Origin of the sequence: Aeromicrobium sp., assembly GCF_032084975.1 — a bacterium.
GTDB lineage: Bacteria > Actinomycetota > Actinomycetes > Propionibacteriales > Nocardioidaceae > Aeromicrobium.
In genome coordinates, this window is the sequence record NZ_DAMDLR010000026.1 from 25720 (window position 1) to 40170 (window position 14451).

Sequence of the window (14451 nt, forward strand, 5' to 3'; positions counted from 1 at the left end):
GCGAATGTGCTCCAGAAGGCCCAGCTCCGAGCGCTGTGTGGCGGCTGCCTAGGCTGGACCCGTGACCGAGACCTTCGACGAGCCCAGCCTGGGCCGGCGTCTGCTCGCCCTGCTCATCGACTGGTTCATCGCCTCGTTCTCGGCGGTGGCGATCTTCGGCTTCACCGGCGTCCGGTTTCCGCCCGACGGGATCCGCGACCAGCTGATCATCAACGCCGTGTTCGTCGTCGAGGTCGCGATCCTGCTGGGCCTGGTCGGTTTCTCGATCGGCAAGCGTGTGATGGGCCTGCGGCTCATCAACCACGACGGCATGCCGATCGGCGTCCCTCGCGCGGTCCTGCGCACGGTCCTGCTGACCCTCGTGATCCCCGCGATCGTCATGACCGACGACAAGCGAGGGCTGCACGACCTGGCTGCCGGCAGCAAGGTCGTCAGGGCCTGACGTGGTTGTCGGACCGGTCTGGTAGCGGGTCTGGCTGTAGCGACCGCTCGAATCGCAGGGAAAAAGCCTGGACATTCGAACGCCTGCACAATAAGGTGGATGCATGTCTTCGGGGGTCGACGAGCTGATCGCGGTGTTGCGCACGGGTGCGCAGGCACTCCGTTCGGTGACCAGCTCGACGGCGGACGAGCTGCGCGCACTCGCCGCCATCCGCGATGCCGCCGAGGCGGCCATGAGCGACCGATTGGCCGATCTGGAGAAGACCCAGGAGCACGTCGCCGAGGATGCGCCGTCGGTGAGGACGTGGGCTCGTCGCGAGCTGCGCCAGAGCGGGACCGTGACGGGTCAGATGCTCAGGGCGGCCCACACCATGCGTGAGCTGCCGCAGGTGGGGGAGTCGGCACGGGCCGGCCGCATCAGCCTCGAGCACGTCCAGCTGTTCACGTTCGCGTTGGCGCACGTCGACAACGACGCGGTGCGCAGGATCGAGACCGAGCTGGTGACGGTGGCCGAGCGGCACGTGCCGCACCGGGTCAAGGAGCTGGTCGATCGGTTGCGGGCCGTGCTGCACACCGAGGAGCTCGACCGGGCCTGGATCGCGGGACAGGACAAGGCACACCTCAGCGTCAACGCCCTGCCCGACGGCTGGCACGTCACCGGCTTCCTGCCGACCGAGGTCGGCGCGAAGCTCAAGGCGGTGCTGGCCTCGGTGGCGGTCCCGCGCGAGGCGGGCGACCGGCGCTCGGCCTCCGAGCGACGGATCGACGGGCTCGACAACCTGCTGACCCGGGTGCTGGCCGACGGGTTGCCCACGGACGGGACCGTGCGGCCGCAGGTGCACGTGGTCGTCGACGCCGGAACCCTGCAACGAGCGCTCGCGCCCACCACGGACAGCGCCTTCGAGCCCGCCGAGCCGGCCACCCTGGTCGGGTTCGGACCCATCGGGCCGAACCTGCTCGCCCACCTGACGTGTGGCGCGGACCTGACGCCGATCCTGGTCGACCGGATCGCCCCGCACGCGGAAGTGCTCGACGTGGGACGCACCCACCGCGATGCCACGGCCAGGCAACGACACGCGCTGTGGATCAGGCAACGAGGCGCCTGCGCCACCGAGCACTGTGCGCACCCGATCGACCACGCGCACCACGACCGGCGATGGTCGGACGGGGGACCCACCGACCTCAGGAACCTGATCGGCCTGTGCGCCGCGTGCCACCGCCACGAACACCGCCGGGAGCACCAGCGAGAACGCGAACCGCTCGCTCGAGCGGGCTGAGGCAGGCTCAGCCGCGCATCATCTTGCGAGCGCCCTTCATGCTCGTGGGAATCGGACCCCGCGGCATGGGGGCGGCCGGACGCATCGCGTCGAGTGCCTTGAGCTTGTAGAGCAGGTCGGTCTGCTGGGCCGGCTTGATGGCCTTCTTGAGCTTCTTGACCCGCTTGACCAGGTCCGGCAGCGGCACCTCGCCGTCGCCGCGGCCGACGATCATGGTGGTCACGGGCACGCCCTCACCGACGATGCGCTGGTGCTTCTTGACCTCGGAGCCGAGCAGGTTCTTCACGCGGGCGTGCTGGCCCTCGCCGACCAGGACGACGCCGGGCCGACCGATCACGCGGTGCACGACGTCCTGCTGCTTGGTGAACGCGACGGCGGGCTTGACCTCCCAGCGGTTCCGCAGCATCTGCAGGGCGCCGGCGCCGGCTCCCAGCTGGCCCTCGGCCTGCTGGTACATCGACTTCTCGGCCCGCTTGCCGAACACGATCATGGTCGCGAGCATCGCCACGGTCAGCGCCAGGATCGCGACGATGATGATGCTGAACCAGCGGGTGCCCAGCAGCAGGATGCCCAGGCCGGCGGTCGCGGCGGCGGACAGCACGAAGACGGAGATCAGCAGCAGTCCGATGCGCGGCTGGGTCTTCTTCGTCATCTGGTACGCCTGGCGCAACTGCGCGAGGCGACCGGCGGAGGGCGCGGGGGTCGACATGGACCCGATTCTACGTCAGGCCCGTGCGTCCATCGCCTGCTGGTAGAGCCGTCCGGCGCGGTACGACGAGCGGACCAGCGGCCCGGACATGACGCCGGAGAACCCGATCTCGTCGGCCTCGTGCTGCAGCTCGACGAACTCCTCGGGCTTGACCCACCGCTCGACGGGGTGGTGGCGGGCCGACGGACGCAGGTACTGCGTGATCGTCACCAGCTCGCAGCCGGCTTCGTGCAGGTCGCGCAGCGCCTGCGAGACCTCCTCGCGGGTCTCGCCCATGCCCAGGATCAGGTTGGACTTGGTGACCAGGCCGAAACGGCGGGCCTGCGTCAGCACGTCCAGCGAGCGCTCGTAGCGGAATGCGGGACGGATGCGCTTGAAGATCCGCGGAACGGTCTCGACGTTGTGTGCCAGCACCTCGGGGCGCGACTCGAAGACATCCTCGAGCAGCTCGGGGATGCCGTTGAAGTCGGGGATGAGGTTCTCGACGCCGGTTCCCGGGTTGAGCTCGTGGATCTTGCGGACGGTCTCGGCGTAGAGCCAGGCGCCGCCGTCGGGCAGGTCGTCGCGCGCGACACCGGTGATGGTCGCGTACTTCAGCTCCATCGTGCGAACGCTCTCGGCGACCCGGCGCGGCTCGTCACGGTCGAGGGCGTCGGGCTTGCCCGTGTCGATCTGGCAGAAGTCGCAGCGACGCGTGCACTGCTCGCCGCCGATGAGGAAGGTGGCCTCGCGGTCCTCCCAGCACTCGAAGATGTTGGGGCAGCCGGCCTCCTGGCAGACCGTGTGCAGGCCCTCGCTCTTCACGAGCTTCATCAGCTCGTTGTACTCGGGACCCATCTTGGCGCGCGTCTTGATCCACGCGGGCTTCTTCTCGATGGGGGTCTCGGCGTTGCGGACCTCGAGCCGCAACATCTTGCGTCCTTCGGGAGCGATGGTCACGGTGACCACCCTACGCCGAGCCCATGATCCGGTCCCGGGTGCGTGAGACGGCGACCGGCCTACAGCAGCGGCACGGTGACGTGCTCGATCCGGTCGATGTCGGGCGAGGGCTCGTAGGAGCGCCAGGCCAGCAGGTCCCGCAGGTGCTCCATGACGACGGGCGCGACATCCGGCGGAGCGATGTCGTGGCCCAACTCGCGGTCCATGGACGTGACACCGGCGTCGGCGATGCCGCACGGCACGAAGCGGTCGTACCAGGCCATGTCGACGTCGCAGTTGAGGCTGAAGCCATGGGTCGCGACACCGCGCGAGACCCGGATGCCGATGGCCGCGATCTTGCGTTCGGGGCGTCCTGCCGAGGCCGGCAGCCACACGCCGGACCGTCCCGGGACCCGCCCGGTCGCCAGGCCGTGCTCGGCGAGCGTGCGGATGAGCGCCTCCTCGATCCGGCGGACGTAGTCGACGACGAGCACGTGCCCCGGGAGCTTGACGATCGGGTAGCCGACCAGCTGGCCCGGTCCGTGGAAGGTGATCTTGCCGCCACGGTCGACGTCGACGACGGGCGTCCCGTCCTGGGGACGCTCGTGCGGCTCGGTGCGCCTGCCCGCGGTGTAGACCGGCGGGTGCTCCAGCAGCAGGACGGTGTCGTCGATCCGATCGGCGACGCGCTCGGCGTGCAGGTCGCGCTGGAGCTGCCACGCCTGCGTGTACTCGATCGCGGCGTTGCCGTACCAGTCCTGGAGGAAGCGCACGGGTTCAGCCTACGGCCAGGCGCAGGATCGTCAGGTCGAGCCAGCGATCGAACTTGCGGCCGATCTCGGGCAGGCGTGCGCACAGCTCGAAGCCGAGATCCTCGTGCAGCTCGATCGAGACGGTGTTGCCGGACTCGATCAGCGCCAGCACGACGTGGACGTCGGGGTCGTCGCACGCGTGGCCCAACAGGGCGACCATGAGCTCGCGGGCGATCCCGCGACGCCGGTGGTCGCGATGGACGTAGACGGCATCCTCGACGGTGTGCCGGTACGAGGAGCGCTGCCGGAAGGGCCCGTAGCTGGCATAGCCCGCCACCTCGCCTCCGACGTCCGCGACCAGGACGGGTCGTCCGGCGACGACCAGCCGCTCGTACCAACGGACCCGGTCGGCGAGGTCGACCGGCGTCTCGTCCCAGATGGCCGTCGTGGTCGCGATCGCGTCGTTGTGGATCTGCAGGATCTGCGGGAGGTCGGCCGGAGTCGCTGCGCGGATGTTCGCCACCAAGCCATCGTGGCAGGGCTGTGGATGCGCGGTCGACACATCGGGGACGGCGAAGCGAGACTGCGCGGATGGGTGAGGTGATCGCGGCACTCGTCGCGCTGATGGTGCCCGGGGCTGACCGGTGCGACGCCCTGGCCGCGCTCGACGTGGTCCGAGCGGCATCCTGGGCGTCGGGCGACGAGGCGGCGCTCGCACAGGTCTACGGACGCGGTGCGGGGGAGGGGGACGCTGCCCGGCTCCGCGCCTGGAGCGAGGCCGGAGTCCGGGTCGAGGGGATGCGGACCGTGCGGTCGCGTTGCCGCGCATCCGGCGCGACCGGTGTCGAGGTCGTCGAGCGGCTGGGGCCGGCCGTGGCGGTCCTGCCGGACGGCTCGCGTCGCGCGCTCCCGCAGGACGCGTGGGACCGGCGCGTCATCGACCTCGAGATGGTCGACGGGCGCTGGCGGATCGTGTCGGTGTCCTGACGAAGGACTCAGGCGCCGCGGCCCAGCGCGGTGCGCAGCACGCGGTCGATGCCCGGGTCGCCGAACGTGAAGCCGTCGTCCATCAGGGCGGCGGGGCGCAGGCGCAAGGAGCCCAGCAGGTCGTCGGCCAGTCCGCCGAGAGCCAGGCGGACCGCGAACGACGGAGCGACCAGGAACACGGGGCGGCGCACGGCCGCCGCCAGCGCGCGCGTGAACGCGCGGTTGGTCACGTCGTCGGGGATGGCGAGGTTGACCGGTCCGCTGAGGTCGCTCTCGATCACGTGGGTCACGGCCCGCACCCAGTCGCGGCGCGAGATCGTGGAGAAGTACTGGTCGCCGTCGCCCAGACGGGCACCGAGGCCGAACCGGAACGGCACGGCCATCAGCTTGAGGGCGCCGCCGGAGCGGTCCATCACGACGGAGGTGCGCAGGTAGGCGACCCGGGCGCCGGCCTCGACGGCCGGGGCGGCAGCGGCCTCCCACTGCTGCGAGACCTCGGCGAGGAAGCCCGTTCCCGGGCCGGCCTCCTCGGTCAGGACGTCGTCCCCGCGGTCCACGCCGTACCAGGACATGCCCGAGCCGGACAGGAACGCGGGCGGCGTGGAGGAGGCGGCGACGGCCCGCGCGAGCGTGCCCGTGGCACTGACCCGCGACTCGAGGATCTCGCGCTTGCGACCGCGGGTGCGCGGCCATTGCGAGATGGGCTCACCCGAGAGGTTGACCACCACGTCGGCGTCGTTGATCAGGTTCTGGTCGACGAGGCCGTCCGACGGCTTCCACCACGACTCGTCCTGGCCGGCCGTGCGCCGGACCAGAGCGGTGACCTCGTGACCGCGCTCCCTGAGGTGAGCGACCAGGGGCGCGCCGAGGAACCCCGACGCGCCTCCGATCACGATGCGCATGCTCAGCCCAGCTCACCCTCGAACGCCCCGGCCTGCAGGCGTTCCTTGATGGCCGTCAGGAAGCGGCCCGCGTCGGCACCGTCGATGATCCGGTGGTCGTACGTCAGGGCCAGGTACGCCATCGAGCGGATGGCGATCGACTCCGAGCCGTTCGCGTCCGTGATGACGACCGGTCGCTTCACGATCGAGCCGACACCCAGGATCGCGACCTGCGGCTGGTTGATGATCGGCGTGTCGAACAGGGCGCCGTTGCTGCCCAGGTTCGTGATCGAGAACGTCCCGCCGGACAGCTCGTCCGGGAGGATCTTGTTCGTCCGCGTGCGATCGGCGATGTCGGCGATCTTGCGGGCGAGCCCGGCGATGTTGAGGTCGCCGGCGTCCTTGATCGTGGGCGCCAGCAGGCCCCGGTCGGTGTCGACCGCGATCGACAGGTGCTCGCCGTCGGGGTAGGTGACGGTGCCGCCCTCGAGGTCGAGCGCCGCGTTGACCTGCGGGTACTGCTTGAGCGCCTCGATGGCCGCCTTGGCGAAGAACGGCAGGTACGTCAGCTTGACGCCCTCACGCTCGAGGAACGCGTCCTTGTGCTGCTGGCGCAGGCGGACGACCTCGGTGACGTCGACCTCGTGCACCTGCGTCAGCTGGGCCGCGACCTGCAGCGACTCGACCATGCGCGTGGCGATGGTCTTGCGCAGGCGGGACAGCTTGTCGGTGCGACCACGCAGCGGCGAGCTGGCGGGCGCGGACGGTGCCGCCGAGGCCGCCGAAGCGGACTCCGCGGGCTGCTCGGCCGCCTTGTTCTTCTCGGCGGCGTCGAGGATGTCCTGCTTGCGGATGCGGCCGCCGACGCCCGAGCCCGCCACCGAGGACAGGTCGACGCCGTGCTGCTTGGCCAGCTTGCGCACGATCGGGGTCACGTAGCCCTCGGACGAGTCGCCCGAGGACTCCTCGGTCTTGGGCTGCTCGGCCTTCGGCTCTTCCTTGGGCTCCTCGGTCTTGGGCTGCTCGGCCTTCGGCTCCTCGGCCTTCGGCTCCTCGGCCTTGGGCTCTTCCTTCGGCTCCTCAGCCTGGGGCTCCTCGACTTCCGGCTCGGCTTCCGGCTCGGGCTCCGACTCGGCCGGGGCCGAGCCCTCCTCGCCGATGATGGCCAGCTCGGCGCCGACCTCGACGGTCTCGTCCTCGGCGACCTTGATCTCGAGCAGCGTGCCGGCGACGGGGGAGGGGATCTCGGTGTCGACCTTGTCGGTCGAGATCTCGAGCAGCGGCTCGTCGACCTCGACGGTGTCGCCGACTGCCTTGAGCCACTGGGTGACGGTGCCCTCGGTCACGGACTCGCCCAGCGCGGGCAGCGTCACGGCCTGACCGCTGCCGGACGATGCCGGCTTGGCCTCGGGCTCGGGGGCGGGAGCCTCCTCGTCGGGCTCGGCGGCGGGCTCGTCGGCCTCGGCCGCGGGGTCCTCGGGCTCGGACTCGGGCACGACCCCATCCTCGTCGTCGCCGGACTCCGTCGACTCAGCGGTCTCGGGCTCGGCCCCGGCGGACTCACCCGACTCGCTTGACTCGTCCGAACCTGCGTCGGAGCCGCTCTCGCCCTCGTCGCCGATGATCGCCAGGACGGCGCCGACCTCGACGGTGTCGTCCTCCTCGGCGCGGATCTCCAGGATCGTGCCCGCGACGGGGGAGGGGATCTCGGTGTCGACCTTGTCGGTCGAGATCTCGAGCAGCGGCTCGTCGACCTCGATCGTGTCGCCGACGGCCTTGAGCCACTGGGTGACGGTGCCCTCGGTGACGGACTCGCCGAGCGCGGGAAGGGTGACTTCGGTTGCCATGTGGGTGTCCTTGATCTCAGGCGTGCGAGTGCAGCGGCTTGCCGGCCAGGGCGAGGGAGGCCTCGCCGAGGGACTCGTTCTGGGTGGGGTGCGCGTGGATGAACTCCGCGACGTCGTCGGGGTAGGCCTCCCAGCCGACCCAGAGCATCGCCTCGCCGATCTGCTCGCCCATCCGCGCGCCGATCATGTGGACGCCGACGATCGGGCCGTCCTTCTCGCGCACGACCTTGACGGTGCCGGCGGTCTGCAGGATCTGGCTCTTGCCGTTGCCGCCGAGGTTGTACTCGATGGACTCGACCTCGCCGTGCTTCTCCTTGGCCTGCGCCTCGGTGAGGCCGACGGACGCCAGCTCGGGCTCGCAGTAGGTGACGCGCGGGATGGAGGAGTCGACGATCGGACGCGGGTTGAGTCCCGCGATCTCCTCGGCCACGAAGATGCCGTGGGCGAAGCCGCGGTGCGCCAGCTGCAGGCCGGGCACGAGGTCGCCGACTGCGAAGACACCGTCGACGTTGGTGCGCAGGCGCTCGTCGGTGGGGACCCAGCCGCGGTCGACCTTGACACCGGCCTCCTCGAAGCCCAGTCCCTCCGAACGGGGGCCACGGCCCACCGCGACGAGGACGACGTCGGTCTCGATCGTGTCGCCGTTCTCGAGGGTGACCACGGCGGCGTCGTCGTTCTGCTCGACCCCGGTGAACTTCACGCCGGTCTTGAAGGCGATCTTGCGCTTGCGGAACGCACGCTCGAGCCCCTTGCTCAGGACCGGGTCCTCGAGCGGGACGAGCGTCGGCAGTGCTTCGATGATCGTGACCTCGGCACCGAAGGACTTCCACACGGAAGCGAACTCGACGCCGATGACGCTGCCGCCGATGATGACGGCGCGCTTCGGGACCTCGTCGAGGGTGAGCGCCTGGTCGCTGGTCATGACCCGGCCACCGATCTCGATGCCGAGGGTGCGCGGCTGGGAGCCGGTCGCGAGGACGACGTTCTGGCCGGTGTAGCGCTGGCCGTCGACCTCGACGGTCTTCGCGTCGACGAGGCGGCCCTCGCCCTCGACGACGGTGATGCCGCCGGACTTCACGAGGCCGGTGAGGCCCTTGTAGAGGCGGTCGACGACGCCCTGCTTGTAGGCGTTGACCTTCGTCATGTCGACGCCGTCGAACGAGGTGTGGACGCCGATCTTGTCACCCTCGCGCGCGGTCTCGGCGACCTCGGCGGCGTGCAGGAGCGCCTTGGTGGGGATGCAGCCCTCGTGGAGGCAGGTGCCACCCACTTTGGACTTCTCGATCATGGCAACGGTCTTGCCGAGCTGGACCGCGCGCAGTGCGCACGCGTAGCCCCCGCTTCCGGCTCCGAGAATGACGATGTCGAACGAATGGGGTGCGTCGTCGGGCACGATGTCCTCCGGGTAGGTGGTCTGCTGTCATCTTGTCACTTGCCCGGTGAGTACTGCCACCGGGGCGGCGGAGCCGCATGTGACTTGCGCGTAGCGTGCGCGGCGCCTGTGCGCGTTCCGGCACAATGGGGTCGTGGCCTGGTTCAGACGTCGTTCCCGCACCGACTCCGGTGCTGTCGTGTCCGATCGCGACGCCAGCAAGGCCGACCTGGCCGCGCTGCGCGAGTTCGCGTCGTCGCGGACGGGGGTCGAGGCGTACGTCGAACCCCAGACCACCGTCACCCAGACCACCGTCGTGCTGGTCGCCGGGGACGGTGAGTGGACCCGCCGCCGGATCCCGAACGTCAAGGCCGCCACCGACATGGCGCGCGACCTCAAGATCCCGCTGTACGACGCCAACCGCGTCGGCTATCCGCAGCGCATGCGCGACTACAACGCACGCGCGTCGGCGAAGAAGACCAGCGTCGACGTCGAACGCGGCGACTACAGCTCGGCGCAGTTCGCGGCGATCATGACCCTCGAGACGATCGCCGGCGTCGAGCCGCTGCCGCGCAACCCGTCGCGATCGGACCTCGAGCGTGTCCTGCGCTCCGCGCGCAGCCAGGCCCACCCCGACCGCAACGGCGGCGACCGGTCGCGCTGGGACAAGGTCGAGCAGGCCGCCCGCAAGCTCGGGCTCTAGCGGCTCGCGGGCGAGGTGGCTCAGCGTCCGTTCGAGGCTGGGTTCGGACGCTTGCTCACCGCTGCGGGGGGCTGGGGTGGAGCGGTGGCTCAGCGTCCGTTCGGCGCTGGGTTCGGACGCTGGCTCACCGCTCCCCACCGGCCCTCAGTGCCAGCCGCGCGGGTCGAGCCCGCCGGGGTGCTCCACGGCCGGGTCGTACGGCTCGCGCGCGAGGACGAACGACGCGAGGTCCAGCGCACCGTCGGGCCGCACCACCAGTCGCTCGCCCGCGTAGTACGTGTCGAGCCCGCGCCAGCCGTCGCCGTCGCGCACGAAACGCGAGCGCCGGTTGGCGTTGGCGTCGGACAGGTGGAACCCGTCCGCCGTGGGCTCGAGCCGGAAGGGGACGGGACCCCAGAACCAGTCGCCCACCAGTCGAGCCACGTCCGGCGCCGGATCGAACGCGGGTGTCGCGGGTCGCTTCGCCGGGCGCGCGGCGTCCAGCAGTGCGCTGGCGAGGTCGCCGATGCGCAGCGTGTCGTTGACGAGCACGACGACGCCGGTCCCGGACTCGGGCTCGGCCTGCAGGGTCGCGAGGAAGCCCGGCATGGAGCCGCCGTGGCCGACCTGGCGGCCGGCGACCGTACCCGGCCAGACGCGCCAGCCGAGACCCTGTGCCGTGGCCCACGGGACTCCCGGCCGGTCGTCGACCGCCAGTGGGACGACCATCTCTGACCACGTCGAGGAGGACAGAACGGAGCCCGTGTCGCCCGCGGCGAACGCCGCCCACCGCACGAGGTCCTCGGCGCCGGCCCAGAGCTGGCCCGCGGGAGCCATCGCGCCGGCGTCGTGGTGCGGCTCGACCAGCAGCCGGTCGTCGAGGGGATGGTGTGACAGGCCGGTCGCCGCGTCCGCGGTGGGGTGCTCGGTGATGCCGGTCAGGCCGAGCGGATCGAGGATCCCGTCCCGGATCGCGTCGAACCACGAGGTCATGCGCAGCACCTCGACCAGGCGGCCCAGGACACCGAAGCCGACGTTCGAGTAGTGGAACCGCGTGCCGGGAGTGTGGACGAGCCTCGGCCCGGACGCGATCAGCGCGCTCCAGTCGCCCCCGGGCGTGCGCTCCCACCACGGACCGTGGGTCTCGGCCTCCAGGCCGGAGGTGTGGGAGAGCAGCTGGGCGATCGTCACGTGCCCGAAGGGGACCTCCGGGAGGTGCCGGCCGATCGGGTCGGCCAGGTCGAGGCGGCCCTCGTCCCGCAGGCGCATGACCTCGACGGCGACGAACGTCTTGGTGATCGAGCCGATGCGGTACTGCGTCGACGCGGTGGCCTCGGGGCCGTCACGGCCGTCGGTCGTGCCGACCGCGCCCGACCACTCGAGGACCCCGTCGCGCACGACCGCCGCCGCCACCGAGGCGGATCGGGACTGGGCGTGCTCCGCGTGCAGCAGGTCGTCGTACGACGCCACGGATCAGTCCAGGTCGCGGGCGAGGCGCACGAGCGTGCGGACGCCGGCACCCGTGCCGCCGACGGGCGTGTAGTCGAACGCGCCCGAGTCGTTGAACGCCGGTCCGGCGATGTCGAGGTGCGCCCACGAGGCGTCGGCCACGAACTCGCGCAGGAACGCCGCGGCGAACATCGTGCCGCCGTACGGCTTCGGGTTGTGCTGGCGGATGTCGGCGATCGAGGACGACGTGACGGCGCTGGTGATCTCCTCGGTGATCGGCAGGCGCCACATCGACTCGCCGGCCGCGCCGGCCGCGGTCAGGACGCGATCCTGGAGGGCGTCGTCGTTGCCCAGGACAGCGGTGGTGCGGGTGCCGAGGGCGACCATCGCGGCGCCGGTCAGCGTGGCGACGTCGAGGATGTGGTCGGGCTTGGCCTCGACGGCCAGGGCGAGGCCGTCGGCCAGGACGAGCCGGCCTTCGGCGTCGGTGTTGTGAACCTCGACGGTGGCGCCCGATCGCATGTGCAGGACGTCGCCGGGACGCGTGGCGCTGCCGCTGGGCAGGTTCTCGGCGATGCAGGCGAACGCCGTGACGCGGATGGGCAGGCCGAGTCGCGCGATCGCGTGCGTGGCCGCGACGATCGCCGCCGCACCGCCCATGTCGCACTTCATGGTCATCATCGAGTTGCCCGGCTTGAGCGAAAGTCCGCCCGAGTCGAAGGTGATGCCCTTGCCCACCAGGGCGATGTGCTTCTTCGCGCCGGCGGGGTTGTAGTCCAGCTTCACCAGGCGCGGCGGGGCCTGCGAGCCGGCGCCGACGCCGACGATCCCGCCGCAGTTCTCCTTCGCGAGGCGCTTCTCGTCCCAGACCGTCACGCGCACGCCCTCGGGGGCCGAGGCCTTGATCGCGTCTGCGAACGCGGGCGGGCGCAGGTCGGCCGGGGGAGTGTTGACCCAGTCACGCGCCAGGCACGTGGCCTCGGCGACGACGACGGCCTCCTCGACGGCGCGCTTCGTGCCGGCCTTGCGGGCGTCGGGGGACAGGATCGTGACCGTGTCGACGACGGTGGTCTTCTTGCGCGCGTCAGCACCCTTGTACTCGAGGTACGCGTACGAGGTCAGGACGGCGGACTCGGCGATCGCGGCCAGGTCGGGCTCCGCGAGCTGCGACGCATCGATGCCGATCTTGGTCGCCTTCGGCAGGGCGCGCAGGCCCTTGGCGACGGCACGGCGCTGCTGCTCGGCGTCGGCGTCGGCGGCGACGCTGACCCACGCGGTCACCTGCGCATCGCCGCTGGGGACGACGGCGACCTGGCCGGCCTCGCCCGTGAAGCCGAACGCCGACCACGGCACACCCGAAGGCAGGCCCGATCCGGACGGCAGGAGGGTGATGATCGCTTCGACGGTGGGCAGGGAGGCACGCAACTGGACCGTGGGCATGTGGGCCACTGTAGTCATCGGTAGTTTGGCTCGCATGGACCTGCTCCAGTCGCCCCTGCACCAGCGCCACGAGGCTCTCGGTGCCAAGTTCTCCGAGTTCGGCGGGTGGTCGATGCCGCTCGAGTACGCCGGCGGTGGCGTCCTGGCCGAGCACAAGGCGGTCCGCGAGGGCGTCGGCGTGTTCGACGTCAGCCACCTGGGCAAGGCGCTCGTCCGCGGCACGGGCGCGGCCGCGTTCGTGAACTCCTGCCTGACGAACGACCTGACGCGGATCAGTCCCGGGCGGGCCCAGTACACGCTGTGCTGCGCCGAGGACGGCGGCACGGTCGACGACCTGATCGCGTACCTGCGCAGCGACTTCGAGGTCTTCCTCATCCCCAACGCCGCCAACACGGCCGAGGTGGTCCGTCGCCTGCGTGCGGCCGCCCCCGAGGGCATCGAGGTCGAGGACCAGCACCGCGACCACGCGGTGCTCGCGATCCAGGGGCCGTTGAGCGACGAGCTGCTGACGGCGGTCGGACTGCCGGTCGAGCACGACTACATGTCCTTCGCGTCCGGGATGATCGACGGCATCGAGCTGACCGTCTGCCGCACGGGCTACACCGGTGAGCGTGGCTACGAGCTCGTCGTCGCCGCCGAGGAGGCCGGCCCGGTGTGGGACGCGGTCATGGCGGCGGGGGAGTCGCTGGGGATCCGCGCGTGCGGCCTCGGCGCCCGCGACACCCTGCGCACCGAGATGGGGTACCCGCTGCACGGCCACGAGCTGTCCGCCGAGGTGTCGCCCGTCATGGCGCGCACCGGCTGGGCCGTCGGCTGGTCCAAGCCCGCGTTCTGGGGCAAGGAGGCGCTCGAGCGCCAGCGCGCCGAGAAGTCGGTGCGCACCCTGCGCGGCCTGCTGGCCCAGGGCCGCGGCATCCCGCGGCCCGGCATGAGCGTGCGTGACGAGGACGGCGCCGAGATCGGCGAGATCACCTCCGGCACGTTCTCACCGACCCTGCGCCAGGGCATCGGCCTGGCGCTGCTCGAGCCCGGCGTCCCCGACGGGGCGACGGTCACCGTCGACGTGCGCGGCCGCCAGGAGGCGTTCACCGTCTCCAAGCCGCCGTTCGTCCAACCCTCCACGAAGGAGTCCTGATATGGCCTGGTCCTGGCAGTACGAGAACGGCGCGGGCGACCCCGTGGGCGCCTCGGAGCAGTTCGAGCAGCGCAGCGACGCCGAGACGTGGATCGGCACGTCGTTCGAGGACCTGCTGGAGGACGGCGTCGAGCAGGTGCGCCTGCTCGAGGACGGGACCGAGGTCTACGGGCCGATGGGGTTGCGACCCGAATAGGTCAGTAGTGCTCGCGCAGCGGTTGGCCGATGGTGATGGTCGGCTTCGGCAGCCGCATGCGCCGCAGCTGCGTGCTGCGCAGGACGGCGTAGAGCACGGCACCGCGGCGCTCGGCCTTGCTGAAGCGCCGCTTCAGCTCGCGCTTGAGCGCGACGACGAGCCAGATCTCGTCGACGGCGGTGGCCAGGATCGCGACGGTCCACAGCGAGAACACGATCGACGCGGCCTGCGGGAAGAAGCTCATCACGAGGATGACCAGCAGGATCGGCAGCATGAACTCCGCGACGGTGCGGCGGCGGTCGACGGCGTCGCGCGCCAGCGCCCGCGACGGGCCGCGGTCGCGCGGCGGCAGGTCGGCGGTCGAG

16 protein-coding genes are annotated in these 14451 nt (G+C 71.1%); 6 read left to right on the forward strand and 10 right to left on the reverse strand.

The window, feature by feature from the left end:
• Positions 1–61: 61 nt before the first annotated feature.
• Both RT323_RS08725 and RT323_RS08730 read left to right on the forward strand, forming a co-directional pair.
• Positions 62–442 carry an RDD family protein gene (locus RT323_RS08725; RefSeq protein ID WP_313407144.1) on the forward strand — a complete coding sequence of 127 codons (381 nt, stop codon included), beginning with the start codon at positions 62–64 and terminating at the stop codon, positions 440–442.
• Between the two features lie 103 nt (positions 443–545).
• The gene (locus RT323_RS08730; protein WP_313407146.1) at positions 546–1718 is read left to right on the forward strand and encodes a DUF222 domain-containing protein; all 1173 of its coding nucleotides are present in this window, start codon (positions 546–548) and stop codon (positions 1716–1718) included.
• Positions 1719–1725: 7 nt separating this feature from the next.
• Here the strand turns inward: RT323_RS08730 and RT323_RS08735 are convergent, their stop codons facing one another.
• The 4 genes from RT323_RS08735 to RT323_RS08750 all read right to left on the reverse strand — a co-directional run bounded on the left by RT323_RS08735 (position 1726) and on the right by RT323_RS08750 (position 4620).
• Entirely contained in the window at positions 1726–2427 is a 702-nt protein-coding gene (locus RT323_RS08735; protein ID WP_313407149.1) for a DUF4191 domain-containing protein, read from the reverse strand.
• Positions 2428–2442: 15 nt separating this feature from the next.
• On the reverse strand, positions 2443–3339 hold the full coding sequence (lipA, locus tag RT323_RS08740; RefSeq protein WP_313407178.1) for a lipoyl synthase: 897 nt from the start codon (positions 3337–3339) through the stop codon (positions 2443–2445).
• An 86-nt stretch (positions 3340–3425) separates the two neighbouring features.
• On the reverse strand, positions 3426–4118 hold the full coding sequence (gene lipB, locus RT323_RS08745; RefSeq protein ID WP_313407151.1) for a lipoyl(octanoyl) transferase LipB: 693 nt from the start codon (positions 4116–4118) through the stop codon (positions 3426–3428).
• A 4-nt stretch (positions 4119–4122) separates the two neighbouring features.
• Complete coding sequence (locus RT323_RS08750; protein ID WP_313407154.1) at positions 4123–4620, reverse strand: N-acetyltransferase family protein; 498 nt, start codon at positions 4618–4620, stop codon at positions 4123–4125.
• A 68-nt stretch (positions 4621–4688) separates the two neighbouring features.
• On the opposite strand from RT323_RS08750, the gene RT323_RS08755 reads away from it, so the two are divergent.
• On the forward strand, positions 4689–5084 hold the full coding sequence (locus RT323_RS08755; RefSeq protein ID WP_313407156.1) for a hypothetical protein: 396 nt from the start codon (positions 4689–4691) through the stop codon (positions 5082–5084).
• Between the two features lie 8 nt (positions 5085–5092).
• On the opposite strand, the gene RT323_RS08760 is transcribed toward RT323_RS08755, so the two are convergent.
• The 3 genes from RT323_RS08760 to lpdA are packed head-to-tail and all read right to left on the reverse strand — an operon-like array spanning position 5093 to position 9205.
• Entirely contained in the window at positions 5093–5986 is an 894-nt protein-coding gene (locus RT323_RS08760; RefSeq protein WP_313407158.1) for a TIGR01777 family oxidoreductase, read from the reverse strand.
• Positions 5987–5988: 2 nt separating this feature from the next.
• On the reverse strand, positions 5989–7812 hold the full coding sequence (sucB, locus tag RT323_RS08765) for a 2-oxoglutarate dehydrogenase, E2 component, dihydrolipoamide succinyltransferase (RefSeq protein WP_313407160.1): 1824 nt from the start codon (positions 7810–7812) through the stop codon (positions 5989–5991).
• A 16-nt stretch (positions 7813–7828) separates the two neighbouring features.
• Positions 7829–9205: a dihydrolipoyl dehydrogenase gene (gene lpdA / locus RT323_RS08770; protein WP_313407163.1), complete on the reverse strand. Its 1377-nt coding sequence runs from the start codon at positions 9203–9205 to the stop codon at positions 7829–7831.
• Positions 9206–9338: 133 nt separating this feature from the next.
• On the opposite strand from lpdA, the gene RT323_RS08775 reads away from it, so the two are divergent.
• The gene (locus tag RT323_RS08775; RefSeq protein ID WP_313407165.1) at positions 9339–9887 is read left to right on the forward strand and encodes a hypothetical protein; all 549 of its coding nucleotides are present in this window, start codon (positions 9339–9341) and stop codon (positions 9885–9887) included.
• 144 nt (positions 9888–10031) lie between these two features.
• On the opposite strand, the gene RT323_RS08780 is transcribed toward RT323_RS08775, so the two are convergent.
• A complete protein-coding gene (locus RT323_RS08780; RefSeq protein WP_313407168.1) occupies positions 10032–11336 on the reverse strand; it encodes a serine hydrolase domain-containing protein in 1305 nt (434 codons plus the stop codon).
• Positions 11337–11339: 3 nt separating this feature from the next.
• Positions 11340–12755, reverse strand: a complete 1416-nt coding sequence (locus RT323_RS08785) for a leucyl aminopeptidase (RefSeq protein WP_313407170.1) — start codon at positions 12753–12755, stop codon at positions 11340–11342.
• A 34-nt stretch (positions 12756–12789) separates the two neighbouring features.
• Here RT323_RS08785 and gcvT point away from each other — a divergent pair, with 34 nt between their 5' ends.
• Together gcvT and RT323_RS08795 are read left to right on the forward strand one after the other, a co-directional pair.
• Entirely contained in the window at positions 12790–13890 is a 1101-nt protein-coding gene (gene gcvT / locus RT323_RS08790) for a glycine cleavage system aminomethyltransferase GcvT (RefSeq protein ID WP_313407172.1), read from the forward strand.
• A gap of 1 nt (position 13891) precedes the next feature.
• Positions 13892–14086, forward strand: a complete 195-nt coding sequence (locus RT323_RS08795; protein WP_313407174.1) for a hypothetical protein — start codon at positions 13892–13894, stop codon at positions 14084–14086.
• 1 nt (position 14087) lies between these two features.
• On the opposite strand, the gene RT323_RS08800 is transcribed toward RT323_RS08795, so the two are convergent.
• Positions 14088–14451: DUF3043 domain-containing protein (locus RT323_RS08800; protein ID WP_313407175.1), on the reverse strand; the 364-nt coding region annotated here is incomplete at its 5' end.

Coding starts and splice junctions, on each gene's coding strand:
- RT323_RS08785 (WP_313407170.1), bottom strand. CDS start 12,755: ATGCCCACGGTCCAGTTGCGTGCCTCCCTGCCCACCGTCGAAGCGATC.
- gcvT (WP_313407172.1), top strand. CDS start 12,790: ATGGACCTGCTCCAGTCGCCCCTGCACCAGCGCCACGAGGCTCTCGGT.
- RT323_RS08730 (WP_313407146.1), top strand. CDS start 546: ATGTCTTCGGGGGTCGACGAGCTGATCGCGGTGTTGCGCACGGGTGCG.
- RT323_RS08735 (WP_313407149.1), bottom strand. CDS start 2,427: ATGTCGACCCCCGCGCCCTCCGCCGGTCGCCTCGCGCAGTTGCGCCAG.
- RT323_RS08795 (WP_313407174.1), top strand. CDS start 13,892: ATGGCCTGGTCCTGGCAGTACGAGAACGGCGCGGGCGACCCCGTGGGC.
- RT323_RS08760 (WP_313407158.1), bottom strand. CDS start 5,986: ATGCGCATCGTGATCGGAGGCGCGTCGGGGTTCCTCGGCGCGCCCCTG.
- RT323_RS08755 (WP_313407156.1), top strand. CDS start 4,689: ATGGGTGAGGTGATCGCGGCACTCGTCGCGCTGATGGTGCCCGGGGCT.
- sucB (WP_313407160.1), bottom strand. CDS start 7,812: ATGGCAACCGAAGTCACCCTTCCCGCGCTCGGCGAGTCCGTCACCGAG.
- lipA (WP_313407178.1), bottom strand. CDS start 3,339: ATGTTGCGGCTCGAGGTCCGCAACGCCGAGACCCCCATCGAGAAGAAG.